Origin of the sequence: Micromonospora sp. URMC 106 (assembly GCF_051386395.1) — a bacterium.
GTDB lineage: Bacteria > Actinomycetota > Actinomycetes > Mycobacteriales > Micromonosporaceae > Micromonospora.
In genome coordinates this window covers 1-19693 of sequence record NZ_JBPQTP010000059.1, presented here as the reverse complement: position 1 = coordinate 19693, position 19693 = coordinate 1, and the positions used below count along the sequence as shown (strand labels likewise).

Genomic DNA, 19693 nt, shown 5'->3' with positions numbered 1-19693 from the left:
GCGGGGACGATCCGGGCAGTCGGGCACCTACCGTGAAACGGTGGGGGTCAAGCGGCTGGTCGCCGTGCTGATGACGGCGCTGCTGGCGGGCTGCGCGCCGGCCACCGCCGCGCCCGGAACCGCCGCGCCGCCGGCCCGCCCGGCCCCCGAGGCGGCGTACGCCGTCGGTGTACGCACGCTCACCGTCGACCCCGCCTCCGCACGGCCGTTGCCGGTGACCGTCTGGTACCCGGCGGACGACAACGGGGTGGCGGCCGGGCGGTTCCCGGTGGTGGTCTACAGCCACGGGCTGGACAGCCTGCCCGAGTTGCACGCCGGGCTGACCGCCCGCTGGGCCGCCGCCGGGTTCGTGGTGGCCGCCCCGGCGTACCCGCACACCCGGCGCGGCACGCCCCGGTTCAGCCGGGCCGACGTACGCCGCCAGCCGGCCGACGGTTGGCGGTTGATCCGGCACCTCGTCCGGCTCGACGCCCGGGGCGGCGACCCGCTCGCCGGGCACCTCGACGTCACCCGGTTCGCCGCCGCCGGTCACTCGGCGGGCGGTTTCACCACGTCGGGCATGTTCACCTCCGGACGGTCGGAGCGGCTGCGGGCCGGCATCGTGATCGCCGGCGGCGGGATGGCCGGCAGCTTCGCGGGCCCGGCGGCGCCGCTGCTGTTCGTGCACGGCACGGCCGACCCGATCGTGCCGGCGTCGGTCGGCCGGGCCGCGTACCACCGCACGACCGGCCCGGCCGCCTTCCTGAGCCTGCTCGGTCAGGGCCACGGCGAGTACCTGACGCCGGGGCGGCCCGGCTTCGAGCAGGTGGTCGCCACCACCACGGACTTCCTCCGCTGGACCCTCTACGGCGACCCGGCCGCCGGCCGCCGCCTGCCCGGCGACGCCCGCTCCCCCGGCGTGACGGCGTACGAGACGCGCCCCGACCGCTGACCACCGGCCGCCCCGAGGGCGCGCGCGGCCTCCCCGCCGAGGAGCCGGCGTCGCCCGATACGGTCGCGGCGACGCGGGCCGCCGGGCTACGGTCCGGCGGTGGACGGGCTCGCGGGGCGGCAACTGGCGGGCATCGCCGAGTTGGTCGAGGCGGCGTCGGCGGCGGGCGTCGAGGTATGGCTGCGGGGCGGCTGGGCGATGGACTTCCACCTCGGCGAGGTGACCCGACCGCACGTCGACGTCGACTGGTACTGCTGGCGCGCCGACGCCGACCGGCTGGCCGGTCTGCTGCGGGCCCACGGCTGGCGGCCCGACCCGAGGATGCCCGTCGACGTGCAGCTCGACCTGGTCCGCGACGACGTCGAGGTGAGCGTCGCGTACCTGGCCCGGGACGCGGCCGGGCGGGTGGTGGTGGGCGCCGGCCCCTGGGCGGGCACGCCGCTGCCCGACGGCATGCTGGCCGGCCCGCCCGGCCGGATCGGCCCGCTGACCGTGCCGGTGATCTCGGTGGCCGCGCAGATCGAGCTCAAGGAGATGTTCCCCGTCTGGATGCCGGAGCGCCCCCGCCGCCCCAAGGACGCCGCCGACCTCGCCCGCCTCCGCGCCGCCCCGCAGCGGCCGGCGATCGGTTGACGGTCGGTGGGGCCGCGCGGCGAGGCACAATCGGAGCCATGTCACGTCGCGCCACCCCCGCCCTGCTCGCCACGACCCTGCTCACCGCCGGTCTGGTCGGCTGCTCCGGCGACGCCACCCCGGTCGCCCGCCCGACCGCTCCCGTCGAGCCGACCAGGGCGAGCACACCGGCGCCGCGGGTGCCCGCCGGCACCGCCCCCGACAAGTCTTTCGCCGTCGGCGTACGCACCCTCAAGCTGAACCGTGACGGGGACCGGCCGCTGCCGGTGACCGTCTGGTACCCGGCGGCCGGCGAGGCCGGTGGGCAGCCGGAGCGGTCGGCGGCGGCCGCCACGGGGAAGTTTCCCGTCGTCATGTTCAGCCACGGCCTGAACGGGCGCCCGGCCGACTACGAGGCGCTGCTCACCCGGTGGGCGACGGCCGGGTTCGTAGTGGCCGCGCCGACCTTCCCGCACACCGCGCGGGGCGGCGACGGCAACGTGCTGGACGTGCTCAACCAGCCGGCCGACGTGTCGTACGCGCTGACCCAGGTGCTCGCCCTCGACGGCAGGGCCGGCGACCCGCTGCGCGGCCGGCTGGCCACCGACCGGGTGGCGGCGGCCGGGCACTCGGCCGGCGGGGTGACCACCATCGGCCTCTTCACCGCCGGCCGGGACGAGCGGCTGGACGCCGGGGTGGTCTTCGCCGGCACGGCGCTCGGCGTCGGCACCGCCTTCGCGGGCGCCGCCGCCCCGCAGCTCTTCGTGCACGGCGAGGCCGACGAGGTGGTCGAGTACGCCGCCGGCAAGGCCGCCTACGACAAGGTGCCCTGGCCGAAGGCGATGCTGAGCCTGCCGAAGGGCGACCACGGCCGGGCCCTGCTCAGCGACGGCGCCGCGCTGCGGGTGGTCTCGGACACCACCGTCGAGTTCCTGCGCTGGTCGCTCTACGGCGACGAGGCCGCCAAGCGGCGAATCCCCACCGACGCCGCCCGCAACGACATCGCCACCCTCGACAACCGCCTCTGACCGGCGCCCCCGGCCCTTCCCACAAGATCCGCACAACTGCCCGGAAGAAGTGGCCTCCCGGCGCTCGGGAGGCCACTTCTTCCGTGAAAGAGCGTGATCCCGCCGATCACGGCGCGGCGCGCGGCGCGGCGCACGGGGTGCGGCGCGGCGCGGCACGCCGGGTGCGGCGCGGCACGCCGGGTGCGGCGCGGCACGCCGGGTGCGGCGCGGCACGCCGGGTGCGCGAAAGGGGCGTCAGGCGGTGTGGTCGACGACGACCTTGCCGAAGACGTCGCCGGAGTGCAGGCGGGCGAAGGCGTCCTCGACCCTGCTGAACGGGACCACGGTGTCCACCACCGGCCGCACCCCCCGCTCGGCGCAGAAGGCGAGGAGGGCGGTCAGCTCGTCGGGGGTGCCCATCGAGGTGCCCAGGATCTCCAGCTGCATGGCGAAGACCCGGCGCAGGTTGACCTTCGGCTCGTGCCCGGCGGTGGCGCCGGAGACCACGATCCGGGCCATCGGCGCGGCCGACTTCATGGAGTGGTCGAAGGTGGCCGCGCCGACCGTCTCGATCACGACGTCGACCCGCTCCGGCAGCCGGGCGCCGGGCTCGACGGCGGTGGCCCCCAACTCGGCGATCCGCTCCCGCTTGGCGGCGTCGCGGCTGGTCGCGTACACCCGCTTGCCCATCGCGGCGGCGAGCGCGACGGCCGCGGTCGCCACGCCGCCGCCGGCGCCCTGGACCAGCACGGCGTCGGCCTCGTCCACCCGGCCCCTGGTGGTCAGCATCCGCCACGCGGTCAGCCAGGCGGTGGGCAGGCAGGCCGCGTCCGTCGCCGCCAGGCCCGCCGGCAGCGGCACCAGGTTCGACCGGGGTACGGCGACCCGCTCGGCCAGCGTGCCGGGGAAGTGCTCGGAGAGGATGGAGACGCCGCGCGGGTCGCCCGGGGTGGCGACCACGGGGTAGACGACGACCTCGTTGCCGTCCGGGTCCACCCCGACGGCGTCGCAGCCGAGGATCATGGGCAGTTGCTCCGCGCGCAGCCCGACCCCGCGCAGCGACCAGAGGTCGTGGTGGTTGAGGGAGCTGGCCCGCACCTGCACGGTCACCCAGTCGTCGGCCGGGTGGGTGGGCTCGGGCCGCTCGCCGACGGCGAGCGCGGCGAGCGGGTTGGCGTCGTCGAAGCGGGAGGCGAAGGCGGCACGCATGATCGGCACGGTAACAAGCTGAGCGGGCGTTAAGAAGGGCTTCCCACCGCGCCGGGGGCTCGGAGGGGCCCCTCGGGTGAGGAAGGCCCCTCCGCGCACCGTCAGCGGGTGACGCCGTCGCGGCGGGCGGCTTCGGCCACCGCCTCGGCCACCGCGGGGGCGACCCGGGGGTCGAGCGGGGACGGAACGATCGCCTCAGCGGTGAGCGACTCGGCCACGACGCCGGCGATGGCGTCGGCGGCGGCCACCTTCATCCCGTCGGTGATCCGGGTGGCCCGGGCGTCCAGCGCGCCCCGGAACACACCCGGGAACGCCAGCACGTTGTTGATCTGGTTGGGGTAGTCGCTGCGGCCGGTGGCGACGACCGCCACGTGCCGGGCGGCCACCTCGGGGTGCACCTCGGGCGTCGGGTTGGCCAGCGCGAAGACGATGCCGCCGGGCGCCATGCCGGCCACCGCCCGCTCCGGGATCTGCCCGCCCGAGACGCCGATCAGCACGTCCGCGCCGCGCAGCGCCTCGGTGACGTCGCCCTCGCGGCCGTCGGCGTTCGTGCTCGCGGCCAGCTCGGCCTTGGTGCCGGTCAGCCCGGTGCGGTGCCGGCCGATGATGCCCTTGGAGTCGCAGACCACCACCTGGTCGGGGTTCACGCCTCCGGCGACCAGCATCTTCGTCACCGCCACCCCGGCCGCGCCGGCGCCGCTGACCGTCACCCGCAGGTCGCCGAGCTTGCGGTTGAGCAGTGTGGCGGCGTTGCGCAGCGCGGCGAGCACCACGATCGCGGTGCCGTGCTGGTCGTCGTGGAAGACCGGGATGTCCAGGGCCTCGTCGAGCCGGCGCTCCACCTCGAAGCAGCGCGGGGCGCTGATGTCCTCCAGGTTGATCCCGCCGAACGACGGCGCCAGCGCCCGCACCACCGCGACGATCTCGTCCACGTCCTGCGTGGCCAGGCAGACCGGCACCGCGTCGACCCCGGCGAACTGCTTGAACAGCACCGCCTTGCCCTCCATCACCGGCAGCGCCGCGCGGGGGCCGATGTTGCCCAGCCCGAGTACGGCCGAGCCGTCGGTGACGACCGCGACGGTGTGCGAGGCCCAGGTGTAGTCGTCGGCGAGGCTCGGGTCGGCGGCGATCGCCTCGCAGACCCGGGCCACACCCGGGGTGTACGCGAGGGAGAGGTCCTCCCGGCTGGTCAGCGGGACGGTCGAGGCGACGGCCATCTTGCCGCCCCGGTGCAGCCGGAAGACGGGATCAGCGGGGTCCACGGTGGACGATGACATGGTGACTCCAGGATCTGTCGAGCAGACGGGGCGGCCGGCGCGGGCGCGAGGTGAGGCGCCGAGCGGCGACACGCGGTGCGGGGGTCACCCGGGCACCTCCCGAGCATAGTGTCGCCACCGTCACACGGATGTGAGCGGGGTCATAACGGACGCGGGCGCACCCGTCCCGGGCGGGGCCAGTAGCGCGCCACCACCCGGCCCCGCACGTCGGCCACCCCGTACGCCCGGGAGTCGTCGGTGACCAGGTCGTTGTCCCCGGACAACCACCAGCCGCCGTCCTGGGCGCGGACCGCGCGCTTGACCACGAGCAGGTCGGGGCGGCTGCGGAACACCGCCACCACGACGTCGCCGGGGCGGACGGCCCGCCCGCCGCGGCGAACCAGCACCGCGTCGCCGTGCCGCAGCGTGGGCGACATGGACGGACCCGTCACCAGCACGGCGGTCAGCGGCCACCGTAGCCGGGGCGCCCCCGCCGGGCGATCGGGCTCCATCGGTTTCACCTCCACCCGGCCTCTCGGCGCACGTCCGAGGAGTAATGTCGTGGTGGATCATCGCAAACTTCCCATGGAGGATCCTGATGCGACTTCCGCGCATCCTTACGCCCCGCGTGACCGCCAGCGCCCACTGCGACCTGCCCTGCGGCGTCTACGACCCGGCGCAGGCCCGGATCGAGGCCGAGTCGGTGAAGGCGATCTGCGAGAAGTACCAGGCCAACACCGACCCGGAGTTCCGCACCCGCGCCATCCTCATCAAGGAGCAGCGCGCCGACCTGGTGAAGCACCACCTGTGGGTGCTCTGGACCGACTACTTCAAGCCGGCCCACTTCGAGAAGTACCCGCACCTGCACCAGCTGTTCAACGAGGCCACCAAGCTGGCCGGCGCCGCCGGCGCCAAGGGCGGCACCGACCCGTCCAAGGCCGACGAGCTGCTGCAGAAGATCGACGAGATCTCCAAGATCTTCTGGGAGACCAAGAAGGCGTGACCGTCGCAGGTCCGCCGACGATCCGGCCGGCACGTCCCGAGGACGTGCCGGCCGTCGTCGCCATGGTGCACGAGCTGGCGGAGTACGAACGCGCGCCCGAGCAGTGTCACCTGACCGAGGAACAGCTCACCGCCGCCCTGTTCCCGACTGCTCCGGGTCGCGGCGCGACGTCGGACGCGCCGGGTCGGAGCAGTCGCAGCCCGGCCCCCGCGCTCTTCGGTCACGTGGCCGTCGACGCGGACGACCGACCGGTGGGCTTCGCGCTGTGGTTCCTCAACTTCTCCACCTGGGCCGGCGTGCACGGCGTCCACCTGGAGGACCTCTACGTCCGCCCGGCCGCCCGGGGCACCGGGGCCGGTCGGCTGTTGCTCGCCACCCTCGCCGCGATCTGCGTCGAGCGGGGCTACCAGCGGCTGGAGTGGTGGATGATCGACTGGAACCCGGCCGCCGGCTTCTACGCCGCCATCGGGGCGCGGCAGATGCCCGAGTGGGTCCCGTACCGGCTCAGCGGGGACGCCCTGGCCGGCCTGGCCGCGCAGGCACGTGGCGGCCCCCACACGTCGGGACGACCGAGCGGGTAGAGTCCCCGACCGGGGGGATGAGTGGTGACTCAACTGACCGGGCAGCCGACGACCGACGACGACGTCGTGCACCTCACCGTGCCCGCGGACGGGGGCTACCTCGGGGTGCTCCGTACCGCCACCGCCGGGCTCGCGGCGCGGCTCCAGTTCGCCCTCGACGAGATCGAGGACCTGCGCATCGCCGTGGACGAGGCGTGCGCGATGCTGCTCGCCATCGCCACCCGCGACGCCGAGCTCGACTGCCGGTTCGCGGTCACCGACGACGCGCTCACCGTCGAGGTGACGGTGCCGACCGTGCGGGGCGCCACGCTGCCGGCCGAGTCGTCGTTCGCCTGGAAGGTCCTCACGGCGCTCACCACCTCGGCGTCCGCGAGCGCCGCCGACGGCCGGGCCACCATCTCGCTGCTCACCCGGCGCGCCTCCGGGTACTGACCGCGCGCCCATCCCGGCGGTGGGCGCCGGGGCCACTCTGGCGCGGGCGTCACTCGAAGCCGAGGGCCCGGGTGGTGGGGGTGCTCACCAGCAGCGCGGTGACGCCGAGGCCGAGCGCCATCAGCGGTACGCCGAGCCAGCCCACCCCGCCCTGGACCATGAACCATCCGATCGGCAGCAGCATGAGCTGGAGCACGATCGCCGGGGCCCGCGCACCCGCCCTGCGGCGCGCCAGCGCGCCGCCCAGCGCCCAGAGCGCCGCCGCCGCGCCGACCGCGAACGCGGTCACCAGCAACGCCGACGTCAGGTCGGTGGTGGTGGCGGTGAGATCGGCCCAGACCAGCCACGCGGCGATCAGCCCCACGGCGACCGCCTCGCCCCGCAGCAGGCGGACCGCCCAGCGGAGGGTGACGGGAATCGGGTCGGAGTCGATGGTCACGCGCGCCACGATACCCGGGGTGGCACGCGGTACAGTGCCGCCCATGCGGGCCGTCCTGGTGGTCAATCCGAAGGCCACCACCACCAGCGAGCGCAGCCGGGACGTCCTGGTCCGGGCCCTGCGCAGCGAAGTCGACCTCTCCGTGCGCTACACCCGGCGACGCGGGCACGCGACCGACCTCGCCCGCGAGGCGGCCGAGGAGGGCGTCGACGTCGTCGTCACGCTCGGTGGCGACGGCACGGTCAACGAGGTGGTCAACGGCCTGATGACCGCGCAGCCGCCGACCATGCCGGCCGCGGCCACGCCGGCCGAGCGGTTGCCCGCCCTGGCGACCGTGCCGGGGGGCTCGACGAACGTCTTCGCCCGGGCCCTCGGCCTGCCCCGCGACTGGCCGGACGGGACCAGCATGATCCTGGAGGGCCTGCGGCTGGGGCGGTACCGGACCATCGGGCTCGGCCGGGCCGACGACCGCTACTTCACCTTCTGCGCGGGCTTCGGCATCGACGCGGCGGTCATCCACCGGGTCGAGCAGGCGCGCCGGCGGGGCCGGGTCTCCACCCCCGCGCTCTACTTCCGCTCCACCGTCGCCCAGTACTTCCTCAACTCCGACCGGCGTCATCCGGCGATCAGCCTGGAGCGGCCGGGCGAGTCGGCGGAGGGCGAGCTGGCCACCGTCATCATCCAGAACACCGCGCCGTGGACGTACCTGGGCGACCGGGAGGTCAACCCGAACCCGGAGGCGTCGTTCGACCTCGGCCTGGACGTGCTGGCGCTGCGCCAGCTCCGGGTGGCCAGCACGACACGCACCGTGACGCAGTTCTTCTCCCGGACGCCCGATCCGCACGGCCGCCAGGTGCTGCGGCTGCACGATGTCGCGGAGTTCACCCTGCTCTCCGCCCGCCCGCAGGCGTTCCAGCTCGACGGCGACTACCTCGGTGAGCGGGAGAAAGTCAGATTTACATCCGTTCCGGCGGCACTGAGAGTAATCTGCTAGGTCTCGGGTACTGCCGTAGGTCGACGCGGCGACGACACCGCACCGGCGGGGGCGGCCGCCACACCGAGAGGCAGGTGCCGGAAATGTCAGCAATGTCACGCGGACCGTACTATATTGATCCTCGACTGTGGTACGCCGGGTAACCAGGAAGGCGCTGGAATCCGGACAAATGGGTTGTGGGCTTGCTCACCGCCTGGAGTTTTTCCGAGCGTCACCCTTGACATCCCGGGCGTTCGTGAAAGTATTCACAAGCGAACTCGAGTTACCGGGACATTGCCTGGATATGCTCGTCCGGTTGAGCTGTTCCAGCAGGTCCGCGGGGCCAACACCGCCTGCTCACGCACTGCCGAATAAGCGGACGCGAACCGTCACCATCGGCGCTGCGGATGCATATAGGAAAAGCACCAAAGCAATAACTGCCACCCACCCAGAATGAGGAGTGTTGCCGCCATGGACTGGCGTCACCATGCTGTCTGCCGCGACGAGGACCCGGAGCTGTTCTTCCCGATCGGGACGTCCGGACCGGCTCTCCTGCAGGTCGAGCAGGCCAAGGCCGTCTGCCGGCGCTGCTCCGTGACCGACCAGTGCCTGCAGTGGGCGCTGGAGTCCGGTCAGGACGCTGGCGTCTGGGGCGGGATGAGCGAGGAGGAGCGGCGCGCCGTGAAGCGCCGCGGTGGCCTCCGGGTGCTGCGCGCTCACTCCGCCTGATCCCACGCACCACAGCTGCACGCCCCGGCCGGGTTCGCCCGCCGGGGCGTATCGCTGTCCGCACGCCTGTCACCTACCCCGGAGCGGCTGTTCCGATCATGGGCCGGCCGTGATCCCCGCCACCCTCTCGGCGGCGTCGACGCGGCGCAGGACCAGATCGGCCAGCTCCGGGGCGTCGGTCAGCGGCGCGGACACCGCCACCGCACCGGCGTCCCGCGCCGCCGCGGCCACGGCGTCGTGGAAGAGCCCCGGAGCCAGGAAGTACGCCGACACCGCCACCCGTCGGGCACCCCGAGCGCGCAGCCGGGCCACCGCCGCGTCGACGGCCGGCGGGGCGGCCGAGGCGTACGACACCCGCGTGGGCACCCCGAGATCGGCCCGCAGCGCGGCGGCCACCCGCCCCACCGACCCGCGCGCCCGGGCGTCGGTGGTGCCCGCCGCGGCGAGCACCAGCCCGTCGAACCGCCCCGGCGCCGCCTCGCCCAACCGCCGGCGCAGGCCGGCCAGCAGCCCGCCGTCGACCTCTCCGTCGGCGGGGCCGAGCACGTCGGTCACCCGTACCGCCATCGGCGGCCCCGAGTCGCGGGCCGCCGCCACCGCCGCCGGGATGTCCACCCGCCGGTGGTACGCGGCCGTGAGCAGCAGCGGCACCAGCACCGCCCGGCGATGCCCGGCGGCGGCCAGGTCCCGCAGCACCGCGGCGGGACCTGGCTCGGTGTGGTCCAGCCAGCTCGCCAGCACGGGCGTGCCCGGCCGGGCGGTCGACACCGCCCGGGCCAGCGCCCGGGTCGCCTCGGCGGCCCGCGGATCCCGGCTGCCGTGGGCCACCAGGACCACCGGGTCGGCCGCCGGTGGCCCGGGCGCCCACGACGCGGGAGAACCCGGGCCCGGCCCGGTCAGACGTGCAGGCCGCACTCGGTCTTCTCGAACATGGCCCAGCGACCCGCCCGCGGGTCCTCCCCCGCCTTGGTGCGCCGGGTGCAGGGCCAGCACCCGATCGAGCCGTAGCCCTGCTTGAACAGCTCGTTGACCGGCACGTTCCACCGGGCGATGTAGGCGTCCACGTCGGCCTGCCGCCACGCCGCGATCGGGTTGACCTTGACCTTGCCGCGCCGGGCGTCGAAGGTCACCACCGGCGTGTTCGCCCGGGTCGGCGACTCGTCCCGACGCAGCCCGGCGGCCCAGGCGTCGTACCCGGCGAGCGCCCGCTCCAGCGGCTCGACCTTGCGGAGCTGGCAGCAGTCGTCCGGGGACTTGTTGAACAGCCGGGGGCCGTACTGGCCGTCCTGCTGGCCGACGGTCAGCCGGGGCCGGATGGACCGGACGTTCACCGGCAGCGTCCGGGCCACCTCGTCGCGGACCCTCAACGTCTCCGGGAAGTGCAGGCCGGTGTCGAGGAAGACCACGTCGACCCCCGGCGCGACCCGGGAGACCAGGTGGGCCAGCACGGCGTCGGCCATCGAGCTGGTGACGCAGAACCGGTCGCCGAAGGTCTCGGCCGCCCAGCGGGCGATCTCCAGCGCCGGCGCGCCCTCCAGTTCCCGGCCCGCCTCCTCGGCCAGCGCGCGCAGCTCGTCGGGGTCGCGCCGGGCCGGGTCGGCCGACGTCGGACCGGCTACGCCGACCAGGCCCAGGCCCGCCGCGGAGACGAGGCCCGGCTGGTCGCCCGTGCCCCCGCTCACCGGGCCACCGCCCTGCCGAGCAGGCCCGTGAACCGCACCGAGAACACCCGGGCGCAGGCGTGGCACTCCCAGGCGCCGTGGCCGGCCTCGCTCGGCCGCAGGTCCTCCTCGCCGCAGTACGGGCAGTACAGCGGCGCGGAACGGGTCTCGCTCATCGCGTCACCCCGCTGCGCCCGGCGCCACCGCGCACGCCACCAGGCCGGCTGATTCGTTCGCTCATCGGAGTTCCTCCTCGTCGACCCTGATCACCCAGTTGGCGAACGTCTCGCCCGCTTTGCGGCCGGCGAGGTAGCGCCGGGCGAGACGTTCCACGTACTCCGGAAGCTCCGCTGCCGTGGTCTTCAGGCCGCGCAGCTTGCGGCCGAAGCCGGCGGTCCGCCCCTCGGCCATGCCGAGCCCGCCGCCGAGGTGGACCTGGAAGCCCTCCACCTGGCGGCCGTCCGGGCCGACCACCAGCTGGCCCTTCAGGCCGATGTCCGCGACCTGGGTGCGGGCGCAGGCGTTCGGGCAGCCGTTGAGGTGGATGGAGATGTCGGCGTCGAAGTCCCGAAGCCGCTCCTCCAGCCGGGCCACGAGCTCCTCGCCGCGGGCCTTCGTCTCGACGATCGCCAGCTTGCAGTACTCGATCCCGGTGCAGGCCATCGTGCCGCGCCGCCAGGCCGACGGCTGCGCCTCCAGCCCGATCTCCCGCAGCTGCCGCACCAGCGAGTCCGTCCGCTCCGGCGCCACGTCGAGCACCAGCAGCTTCTGGTACGGGGTGAGCCGCACCCGGCCGCTGCCGTGCGCCTCGACCACGTCGGCGAGCCGGGCGAGCTGCCCGCCGGAGACCCGCCCGACCACCGGGGCGGCCCCGACGTAGTGGCGCCCGTCGCGCTGCGGGTGCACGCCGATGTGGTCCACCGGCTTCTCCGGCAGCTCCGGGGCCGGCCCGTCGAGCAGGGCGCGACCCAGGTACTCCTTCTCCAGCACCTCGCGGAACTTCGCCACGCCCCAGTCGGCGACCAGGAACTTCAGCCGCGCCCGGTTGCGCAGCCGGCGGTAGCCGTAGTCACGGAAGATCCCGACCACGCCGGCCCAGACGTCCGGCACCTCGGCCAGCGGCACCCAGACGCCGAGCCGCTGGGCCAGCATCGGGTTGGTGGACAGGCCGCCGCCCACCCAGACGTCGAACCCCGGGCCGTGGTCCGGGTGGTCGACCCCCAGGAACGCGATGTCGTTCGCCTCGTACGGGGTGTCGACCAGCCAGGAGATGGAGGTCTTGAACTTGCGCGGCAGGTTGGAGAACTCCTTGTCGCCGACGTAGCGGCGGACGATCTCGTCGACCGCCGGCGTCGGGTCGACCAGCTCGTCGCGGGCGACGCCGGCGACCGGGCTGCCCAGCACGACCCGGGGGCAGTCGCCGCACGCCTCGGTGGTCTGCAGGCCGACGGACTCCAGTCGGCGCCAGATCTCCGGCACGTCCTCGACCCGGATCCAGTGGTACTGGATGTTCTGCCGGTCGGTGATGTCGGCGGTGTCCCGGGCGAACTCGCGGGAGATGTCGGCGACCACCCGCAGTTGCGCCAGGCTGAGTTCGCCCCCGTCCACCCGGACCCGGAGCATGAAGAACTCGTCCTCCAGCTCGTGCGGCTCCAGCACGGCCGTACGCCCGCCGTCGATGCCCGCCTTGCGCTGCGTGTAGAGCCCCCACCAGCGGAACCGGCCGCGCAGGTCCTGCGGGTCGATCGAGGCGAACCCGCGGTGGGCGTAGATGTTCTCGATCCGGGCCCGTACGTTCAGCGGGTCGTCGTCCTTCTTGATCCGCTCGTTGGCGTTGAGCGGCTCGCGGTGACCGAGCGCCCACTGGCCCTCGCCGCGCGGGCGGCGCGGGGCCCGGGCCGGTCTGGGGGCAGTCGGGTCCCCGGCCCGGGCCGGAATGCTGCTGACCGCCATGGCGGCGTCCTCCGTTGTCTGCGGTGCCTCGGGATGCGCGGGCGCGGCGGCCGGCCCGTCGGAACGGGCTGGGGACAACGGTGTCGGAACAGCCGGCGCGAGGGCGCGCCCGAGACAGATTGGTCGGGCGTCGTCAGTGGGCCGGACAGATCGCGCTGCGCACGCGGCCGTAGTCGACGTGGCGGCGGGCCACGAAGCGGCGGACGACAGCGGCGGTCATGGAAGTCATGCTGCCACACCCACCGGGGGCCGGCCAACGAGCGCGTGCGTGATCCCACATCACGGGCCACGCCCGCCGGCCGCCCCGGACCCCGCTCGGCGGGCGGGAGGCGACAACTTCGGGGAAGTAGTGCCCTCCTCGCCCGGGGAGGCCACTACTTGCAGAAAGTTGTGCGATCTCCGGCGCGACGCACGGGGTGGGCGGAGGTGTGGAAGGCTCGGCCGCGTGGGCAGATTGTCCGGAAAGTGGCGGTCCCGGAGGGCCGGCGCGGAGCGCCCCCGACCGGCGCGCCCGCCTATGGAGCCGGCCCGTACGGCGCGGGCCCGTGCGGAGCGGGCAGGCACCGGGCGGCTGCCGCCGGATCGGCCCGACGCGGAGCGCTTCCGGCCGGATCGGCCCCGCCGGCCGTTGCCGATCTGGCCGTGGCCGGCGCTGCTGACCCTGCTGGTGACCGCTGCCGGGATCGACCGCGCCCAACCGTGGCGGGACGAGTTGGCCACCTGGAGCGCGGCCACCCGGCCGGTGGACGACCTGGTCCGGCTGGCCGGCACCATCGACGCCGCCACCGGCCCCTACTACCTGTTCATGCACGCCTGGGTCGCGGTCGCCGGCGATTCCGTGACCGCGCTGCGGCTGCCCGCCGCACTGGCCATGTCCGCCGCGGCCGGACTGACCGCGGTCCTCGGCCAGCGGCTCGTCGACGCCCGCGCGGGGCTGCTCGCCGGGCTGCTCCTCGCGGTGCTTCCGGGCACCTCCCGCTACGGCCAGGAGGCCCGACCGTACGCGCTGGCCACGTTCCTCGCGGTGCTGGCGACGCTGCTGCTGGTCGAGGCGCTGCGCCGGCCCGGACGGGCGCGCTGGACGGGGTACGCCGCCGCCGTCGCCGCGCTCGGGCTGACCCACCTGATCGCCCTCACCCTGCTCGCCGCGCACGCGGTCGCGGTGCTCGCCGCTCGCCGCCCGCCCGGGCGGACCGGCGAGCCGCCGGCAAACGTCACGGGCGGCCCCGCCGGAACGGGCGGCCCCGCCGGAACGGGCGGCCCCGCCGGAACGGGCGGCCCCGCCGGAACGGGCGGCCCGTCACCAGCCCGCCGCACACCGGGGCGGACCGAACCGGCGACGGACGCCGCGGGCGACCTCGCCGGGGCGGGCGGCCCGACGGGAGCCGCGTCGTGGCGCCGGCCACTGTGCTGGGCACTCGCCCTGGTGCCGGCCGCGCTGCTGGTGACCCCGCTGGTGCTGCTGGCCGTGGGCCAGCGGTCCCGGCAGCTCGACTGGGTCGACCCGGTCCGGCTGACCGACCTGACGGCGTTGCCGGGCGGGGTGGCGCAGAGCGGCACGGTGGGCGGACTGCTGGTCGGCCTCGCCGCGCTCGGGGCGGCCCGGCTGGGCCGGCGCGCCCTGCTGCCCGGATGCGCGGTGCTGCTGCCGGTGCTGCTGGTCTTCGCCGCCGGCGCCGTCGTACCTCTCTGGGTGCCCCGCTACCTGGTCTTCGTCGTGCCGTTCGGCTGCCTGCTCGCCGGCGCGGCGCTGGCGACGGTGCGGTTGCCGGCCGCGCTGGCCGTGGTGGCCCTGGCCGGGCTGCTCGGCCTGCCGGACCAGGCGGCGCTGCGCAGGACCCACGAATGGCCACGCACCGCCCCGGTCGACTACCGGGGGGCGGCCCGGGTCGTCACCGACGGTCAGCGGCCGGGTGACGCCGTCGTCTACTCGCCCCGGGAGAGCTGGCTCTTCCTCGACCTCGGCATCGCCTACCACCTGGGCGACGGGCGCCCCCGCGACGTGCTGGTGGCGCAGGACCAGGTTCGCCGGGGCGACCTGTGGGCCGCCGAGTGCGACCGGCCGGCCGAGTGCCTGGCCGGCGCGGAGCGGATCTGGCTGATCGTGGCCGGCCGCCGGGACGACCCGCTGTCCGCCGTGCCCGGCGCCAAGGGCGACGCGCTGCGCGCCGGCTTCACCGTCGAACGGGTCTGGCCGCGCCCCGGCCTGACCGTCGCCCTGCTCACCCGCTGACGCCTGCGGGTCCGTCCGCGCCTGCGGCGCCGCCCACGACGGGTCAGCCGGTGGAGCGGCCCTCGGGGGCGCTGCGGGCCAGCGGGACGACGAGCGTTGCCTCGGTGCCGCCGTTCGCGCCGTCGCGCAACTCGATGGTGCCGCGCAGCTCGCCGGTGACCAGCGCCCGGACGATCTGCAACCCCAGGTTTCCGCCCCGCTCGGCATCGAAGTCGGGCGGCAGCCCGCGCCCGTTGTCGGTCACCGAGACGTGCAGCATCTTCCGGAACCGGTGCGCCGACACCACCACCTCGGGCGCCGCGCCGGCCGGGCCGGCCGCGTCCGGCGCGCCGGTCGGCTCGGCGGCCGGCGGGAACCCGTGCTCGACGGCGTTGAGCAGCAGTTCGTTGAGGACCATCACCAGCGAGGTGGCGACCTCGGCGGGGAGCACCCCGAAGCTGCCCATCCGCCGCATCCCGACCGTCGACTCGGTCGCCGCCACCTCGGTCGCGGCGCTGGCCACCCGGTCCACGATGCCGTCGAACTCGACCGCCTCGTCGCTGGACATGGAGAGGGTCTCGTGCACCAGCGCGATGGAGGCGACCCGGCGTACCGACTCCTCCAGGGCGACCCGGGCCTCCGGCATTGACACTCGGCGGGCCTGGAGGCGCAGCAGCGCGGCGACCGTCTGGAGGTTGTTCTTCACCCGGTGGTGGATCTCCCGGATGGTGGCGTCCTTGGTGATCAGGGCGCGGTCGCGGCGGCGTACCTCGGTGATGTCACGGACCAGCACCAGCGCGCCGATCGGCACCCCGGCGGGCATCAGCGGCAGGGCCCGGGTGAGCATCGTCGCGCCGCGGGCGTCGATCTCCCGGCGGGGCGGCGCCTCGCCACGCAGCGCGGCGAGGATGCCGTTCGCCGCGTCCGTCCCCTCCAGCGGGTCGCCGGCCAGCCGGCGGTGCAGCGCCGCCAGGTCCTCGCCCACCAGGTGCGAGGCGTAGCCCAGCCGCCGGTACGCCGACTGCGCGTTCGGGCTGGCGTAGGTGACCTTGCCGCCGGCGTCGAGCCGGACCAGCCCGTCGCCCACGCGCGGGGCCGAGGTGGTCTCCCCCGGGTGGCGCGGCGGCGGGAAGGTGCCGTCGGCGATCATCTGCGCCAGGTCGTCGGCGGTGGTGAGGTAGTTCAGCTCCAACTGGCTCGGGGTGCGCGCGGTGGAGAGGTTGGTGTCCCGCCCCACCACGGCGATCACCTCGCCGGCCTCGCCGTCGGCGGTGCGCAGCCGGACCGGGATCGCCTCGTGTCGGGCGGGCACGTCGCCGTACCAGACGGGGTCGCCCTCCCGCCAGATCCGGCCCTGCCGGTGGGCCACCTCCAGGTGGGCCACCTCCGGCCCGCCGACGATCCGCCCCACCTGGTCGTCCAGGTACGCGGTGGGGGCGGTCGTCGGCCGGACCTGGGCGACGCAGAGGAAGGTCCCGTCGGCGTCCACGGGCACCCAGAGCAGCAGGTCGGCGAAGGACAGGTCGGACAGCAACTGCCAGTCGCCGGCGATCCGGTGCAGGTGGTCGATGTCGGCCGGGCGGAGACGGGTGTGCTCCTCGGCGAGGTCGCGCAGCGTGGACACGCTGACCAGCGTGCCACGCCGGGCGTCACATCGTCGCGGTGACCTTCTTCAGCCCTCGGGGCGCGTCCGGGTCCTCGCCCCGGGCCAGCGCCAGCGCCAGCGCCAGGCGCTGCAGCGGCAGGATGTCCAGCAGCGGGGCGTACCGCTCGTCGACCTCGGGGACGGCCATCCGGGTGGCGCCCTCGACGTCGGCGGAGCCGACCACCACCACGTCGGCGCGGCGCTCGCCGAGCCGGGGCAGCACCTCGCCCATCGACCGGCCGCCCGGCCCGGAGCCGACCACGGCCAGGACCGGCACGTCCGGGTCGGTCATCGCGAGGGGACCGTGCAGCAGGTCGGCGCCGGAGAACGCGAGCGCCGGCAGGTAGGAGGTCTCCATCAGCTTCAGCGCGGCCTCGCGGGCGGTCGGGTACGCGTACCCCCGGCCGGTGGTGACGAGCTGGCCGGCGAACCGGTAGCGGGGCGCGAGCTGGGCCGGGGTCTGGTCCTCCAGGGTGCGGGCCGCCAGCTCGGGCAGGGCGGCGAGGGCGTCGCGCTCGTCGGCGGGCAGCGCGCCGTCGCCGGCCCGGATGCCCTCGACGAGCATCAGCAGGGCGAGCAGCTCGGCGGTGTACGTCTTGGTGGCGGCCACCGCGCGCTCGTGCCCGGCGGCGATGTCGACGGAGAGCTCGGCGACGTCGGCCAGCGGGGAGTCGGGCGCGTTGGTGACGGCCAGGGTCAGCGCGCCGGAGGCGCGGGCGGTGCGGAGCACCTCGGCGAGGTCCGGCGAGCCGCCGCTCTGGCTGACGCCGACGACCAGCGCGTCGGAGAGGTCCGGGCGGGCGCCGTAGACGGTGACGGCGCTGGGCGAGGCGAGCCCGGCGGGCAGGCCGAGCCGGATCTCGGTCAGGTACGCCCCGTAGAGGGCGGCGTGGTCGGAGGTGCCCCGGGCGGTGAAGACCACGTGCCGGGGTCGGCGCTCCGCGATGACCGCCGCCACCCGGGCGATGGCCCCGGCGTGTTCGGCGGAGAGCAGCCGGGCGTAGCCCGCCGGCTGCTCGTCGATGTCGGCGGCCATGCCAGCCCCTGCACGCGTCACGGAAACTCCTCCCACTGCGCGATTGCCGCGCGTTTCCTGCTCAGTCTTGCACCTTTGATCTGATCAGAGCAATCGAACGAGCAGTAGTGCGCAGTTGATCACCATGTCGGTGCAACATCACCTACGCTTGCCCGGCCCACCGCAGCACCGAGAGCGAGAGGACGACGTGGCCGAGGACGACCGGGCGCTGCCCGCGGCGGAGGAACTTGCCCTGGCCCGGCTCGCCATGGACGCCGGCGACCTGGAACACGCGGCCGGCCACGTCGCCGCCGCGCTGGCCCAGGCCCCGACCCTGCCCGAGGTGCACGAGACCCTCGCCCGGCTCGCCGCCGCCGACGGCGACGGCGGGGTGGAGCTCTTCCCGCTGCACCACCACGCCTTCGTCGGCGCCGTGGTCGCCCGCGCCCACCTGCTGGCCGCCGCCGGCCGGCCCGCCGAAGGGCTCGACCTGCTGGTCGCGGCGACCGGGCACGCGCCCGGGACGGACTGGGCCGGCGTGCCCTGGGTGACCGCGCCGGAACTCGCCGAGCGCCTCGAACCGGACCGGACCGCCCGGATCCTCATGCAGGTCTGCGCCGCCGTGCCCGACCCGGCGCCGCGGGCCGACCGGGCGGCGCTGGCCCCCTACCTGGCGCTGGCCCGCAACGCGGTCACCGTCCACGCCGAGCACGGCCTGCTGCTGGGCGCGGCGTCCGCGCTGGCCCGACGGGTCGGCGAGGTCGCCCTGGCCATCCGCTGGGCCGCCCGGGGCGTACGCGCTGAGCCGTCGAAGATCGGCGAGGTGTGGCTGGGGTACGCGTACCGCAGCGCCGGCCGCACCCGGGAGGCGCTGGCGGCGCTCGGCCGTGCCGTGGGGCACGACCCCGACGACCTCGCCGTGTACGCCGACATCGCCGGCACCCTCGCCGACAACGGGCGACTCGACGAGGCGCTCGACTGGATCGACCGTGCCCTCGCCCGGGACCCCACGTTCGACTGCGCCGTGCACACCGCCCACCGGCTGCGGTACCAGCGCGACGGCGACGTGGCGCACCTGGTCGCGCTCGCCGACTTCGTCCGGGACCACCCCGACGACACGCACGAGCACGGCGACCTGGCCGAGTGCTGCCGCGGCCGGGCCTGGCTCGGGCAGGTCACGCCGGCCACCGGTGCGGTGGTGGAGGCGGTGCGCCAGGCCGTCGCCGACGACCACGGCGGCGCCGGCGCCGCCGTGCTGCTGGACTCGCCCGCGCCGCCGAGCGCGCTGCGTACCGTCGCCACCGTCGTGCCCGCGATGCGGGTCGAGGTGGCCGACGTGCCCGACCCGGACCCGCGCGAGCCCCGACGGTCGGACGGCCGGCAGCTCTGGCGCTGGGACGGGACGGCCGTCGTGCCCGCGGTGCCGGCGCCCTCGGCGGAGGCCGTCGCCCGGCTGCGGCAGCTCGCCCACCCCGCGTGGCCGCACCCCCCGGCGGCGTACGACGCGGCGGTCGGCCTGGCCACCCTGGACCTGGCCGACCTGCTCGGCCTGCTGGCGCACCCGCCGGACGCGCCGCCCACCGCGCTGGGCCGGGTGCTCGGGCAGGATCCCTCGCTCTGGGTGCGCTGCGTCCAGGTGTGGGCCTGCCTCGGCCTGCTGCACCACCGCACGGACGAGCCGTGGGCGGAGTCGGCCCGCCGCCGGGTGCTGCTGGACCTGGTCTGGGGCGTCGAGGACTGGACCACCGAGGCGGCGCTGTTCGCCATGGTCACCGCCGCCTGGGTCGACCCGGCGGTCCGCCCCGACGTGGCCCGGGTGGTGGCCGAGCGGTTGGCGGACGTCGCGGCGGTGGCCCGGGTCCGACCGGTGCCGATCGCGGCGTCCCTGGCCCACCTGGCCCTGGCCACGCCCGCCCTGGACGCGGAGACGGTCGCCCTGGCGACCTCGCTGGCCGCCGTGCGCCCGGTCCCCCGCCCCCGCGACCCCGGTTCCCGCCTGCGCCGTCTCTGGCGTCGCCTGACCGCCACCCTCCGC

The 19693-nt window shown here is 75.5% G+C and carries 20 protein-coding genes; 10 read left to right on the top strand and 10 right to left on the bottom strand.

Going from position 1 to position 19693, the window contains the following annotated elements; all coding sequences use genetic code 11:
* Positions 1-70 precede the first annotated feature (70 nt).
* The 3 genes from ACSNOB_RS18955 (at position 71) to ACSNOB_RS18945 (ending at position 2571) form a co-directional block, all read left to right on the top strand.
* On the top strand, positions 71-931 hold the full coding sequence (locus ACSNOB_RS18955) for an alpha/beta hydrolase family protein (protein WP_436687871.1): 861 nt from the start codon (positions 71-73) through the stop codon (positions 929-931).
* A gap of 99 nt (positions 932-1030) precedes the next feature.
* On the top strand, positions 1031-1564 hold the full coding sequence (locus tag ACSNOB_RS18950; protein WP_436687854.1) for a nucleotidyltransferase domain-containing protein: 534 nt from the start codon (positions 1031-1033) through the stop codon (positions 1562-1564).
* A 38-nt stretch (positions 1565-1602) separates the two neighbouring features.
* On the top strand, positions 1603-2571 hold the full coding sequence (locus ACSNOB_RS18945; RefSeq protein ID WP_436687853.1) for an alpha/beta hydrolase family protein: 969 nt from the start codon (positions 1603-1605) through the stop codon (positions 2569-2571).
* A gap of 234 nt (positions 2572-2805) precedes the next feature.
* Here the strand turns inward: ACSNOB_RS18945 and ACSNOB_RS18940 are convergent, their stop codons facing one another.
* The 3 genes from ACSNOB_RS18940 to ACSNOB_RS18930 form a co-directional block, all read right to left on the bottom strand.
* Positions 2806-3768 (bottom strand): zinc-binding dehydrogenase, encoded by a 963-nt coding sequence (locus ACSNOB_RS18940; protein WP_436687852.1) that lies wholly within the window; start codon positions 3766-3768, stop codon positions 2806-2808.
* Positions 3769-3860: 92 nt separating this feature from the next.
* Positions 3861-5036: an NAD(P)-dependent malic enzyme gene (locus tag ACSNOB_RS18935; RefSeq protein ID WP_393109400.1), complete on the bottom strand. Its 1176-nt coding sequence runs from the start codon at positions 5034-5036 to the stop codon at positions 3861-3863.
* Between the two features lie 140 nt (positions 5037-5176).
* Entirely contained in the window at positions 5177-5527 is a 351-nt protein-coding gene (locus ACSNOB_RS18930; protein WP_393109398.1) for a S24 family peptidase, read from the bottom strand.
* Between the two features lie 86 nt (positions 5528-5613).
* On the opposite strand from ACSNOB_RS18930, the gene sodN reads away from it, so the two are divergent.
* From sodN to ACSNOB_RS18915, 3 genes are read left to right on the top strand one after another with little or no spacing between them, the layout of a single operon-like run.
* Entirely contained in the window at positions 5614-6018 is a 405-nt protein-coding gene (sodN, locus tag ACSNOB_RS18925) for a superoxide dismutase, Ni (protein WP_091103276.1), read from the top strand.
* The gene (locus ACSNOB_RS18920) at positions 6015-6599 is read left to right on the top strand and encodes an N-acetyltransferase family protein (RefSeq protein WP_436687851.1); all 585 of its coding nucleotides are present in this window, start codon (positions 6015-6017) and stop codon (positions 6597-6599) included. The genes sodN and ACSNOB_RS18920 overlap by 4 nt, the downstream gene beginning before the upstream one ends.
* Positions 6600-6623: 24 nt before the next feature.
* Entirely contained in the window at positions 6624-7031 is a 408-nt protein-coding gene (locus ACSNOB_RS18915; protein WP_350703755.1) for an ATP-binding protein, read from the top strand.
* A 49-nt stretch (positions 7032-7080) separates the two neighbouring features.
* Here the strand turns inward: ACSNOB_RS18915 and ACSNOB_RS18910 are convergent, their stop codons facing one another.
* Positions 7081-7470 carry a hypothetical protein gene (locus ACSNOB_RS18910; protein ID WP_393109392.1) on the bottom strand — a complete coding sequence of 130 codons (390 nt, stop codon included), beginning with the start codon at positions 7468-7470 and terminating at the stop codon, positions 7081-7083.
* A 43-nt stretch (positions 7471-7513) separates the two neighbouring features.
* Here ACSNOB_RS18910 and ACSNOB_RS18905 point away from each other — a divergent pair, with 43 nt between their 5' ends.
* Positions 7514-8464 (top strand): diacylglycerol/lipid kinase family protein, encoded by a 951-nt coding sequence (locus ACSNOB_RS18905; protein ID WP_436687850.1) that lies wholly within the window; start codon positions 7514-7516, stop codon positions 8462-8464.
* 450 nt (positions 8465-8914) lie between these two features.
* The gene (locus ACSNOB_RS18900) at positions 8915-9172 is read left to right on the top strand and encodes a WhiB family transcriptional regulator (protein ID WP_007072794.1); all 258 of its coding nucleotides are present in this window, start codon (positions 8915-8917) and stop codon (positions 9170-9172) included.
* 96 nt (positions 9173-9268) lie between these two features.
* Here ACSNOB_RS18900 and ACSNOB_RS18895 read toward each other — a convergent pair whose 3' ends face one another.
* From ACSNOB_RS18895 to ACSNOB_RS18880, 4 genes are all read right to left on the bottom strand, one after another.
* Positions 9269-10087 (bottom strand): sirohydrochlorin chelatase, encoded by an 819-nt coding sequence (locus ACSNOB_RS18895; RefSeq protein WP_436687849.1) that lies wholly within the window; start codon positions 10085-10087, stop codon positions 9269-9271.
* Positions 10069-10854 (bottom strand): phosphoadenylyl-sulfate reductase, encoded by a 786-nt coding sequence (locus ACSNOB_RS18890; RefSeq protein WP_436687848.1) that lies wholly within the window; start codon positions 10852-10854, stop codon positions 10069-10071. The genes ACSNOB_RS18895 and ACSNOB_RS18890 overlap by 19 nt, the downstream gene beginning before the upstream one ends.
* The gene (locus ACSNOB_RS18885; RefSeq protein WP_350703763.1) at positions 10851-11009 is read right to left on the bottom strand and encodes a hypothetical protein; all 159 of its coding nucleotides are present in this window, start codon (positions 11007-11009) and stop codon (positions 10851-10853) included. The genes ACSNOB_RS18890 and ACSNOB_RS18885 overlap by 4 nt, the downstream gene beginning before the upstream one ends.
* 61 nt (positions 11010-11070) lie before the next feature.
* Positions 11071-12786, bottom strand: a complete 1716-nt coding sequence (locus tag ACSNOB_RS18880; RefSeq protein WP_436687847.1) for a nitrite/sulfite reductase — start codon at positions 12784-12786, stop codon at positions 11071-11073.
* Between the two features lie 628 nt (positions 12787-13414).
* On the opposite strand from ACSNOB_RS18880, the gene ACSNOB_RS18875 reads away from it, so the two are divergent.
* Positions 13415-15019 (top strand): glycosyltransferase family 39 protein, encoded by a 1605-nt coding sequence (locus tag ACSNOB_RS18875; RefSeq protein WP_436687846.1) that lies wholly within the window; start codon positions 13415-13417, stop codon positions 15017-15019.
* Between the two features lie 43 nt (positions 15020-15062).
* Here ACSNOB_RS18875 and ACSNOB_RS18870 read toward each other — a convergent pair whose 3' ends face one another.
* Positions 15063-16622: a histidine kinase N-terminal domain-containing protein gene (locus ACSNOB_RS18870; RefSeq protein WP_436687845.1), complete on the bottom strand. Its 1560-nt coding sequence runs from the start codon at positions 16620-16622 to the stop codon at positions 15063-15065.
* Between the two features lie 25 nt (positions 16623-16647).
* Positions 16648-17679, bottom strand: a complete 1032-nt coding sequence (locus ACSNOB_RS18865) for an SIS domain-containing protein (RefSeq protein ID WP_436687870.1) — start codon at positions 17677-17679, stop codon at positions 16648-16650.
* A gap of 187 nt (positions 17680-17866) precedes the next feature.
* Here ACSNOB_RS18865 and ACSNOB_RS18860 point away from each other — a divergent pair.
* A partial coding sequence (locus ACSNOB_RS18860) for a tetratricopeptide repeat protein (protein ID WP_436687844.1) occupies positions 17867-19693 on the top strand: 1827 nt, incomplete at its 3' end.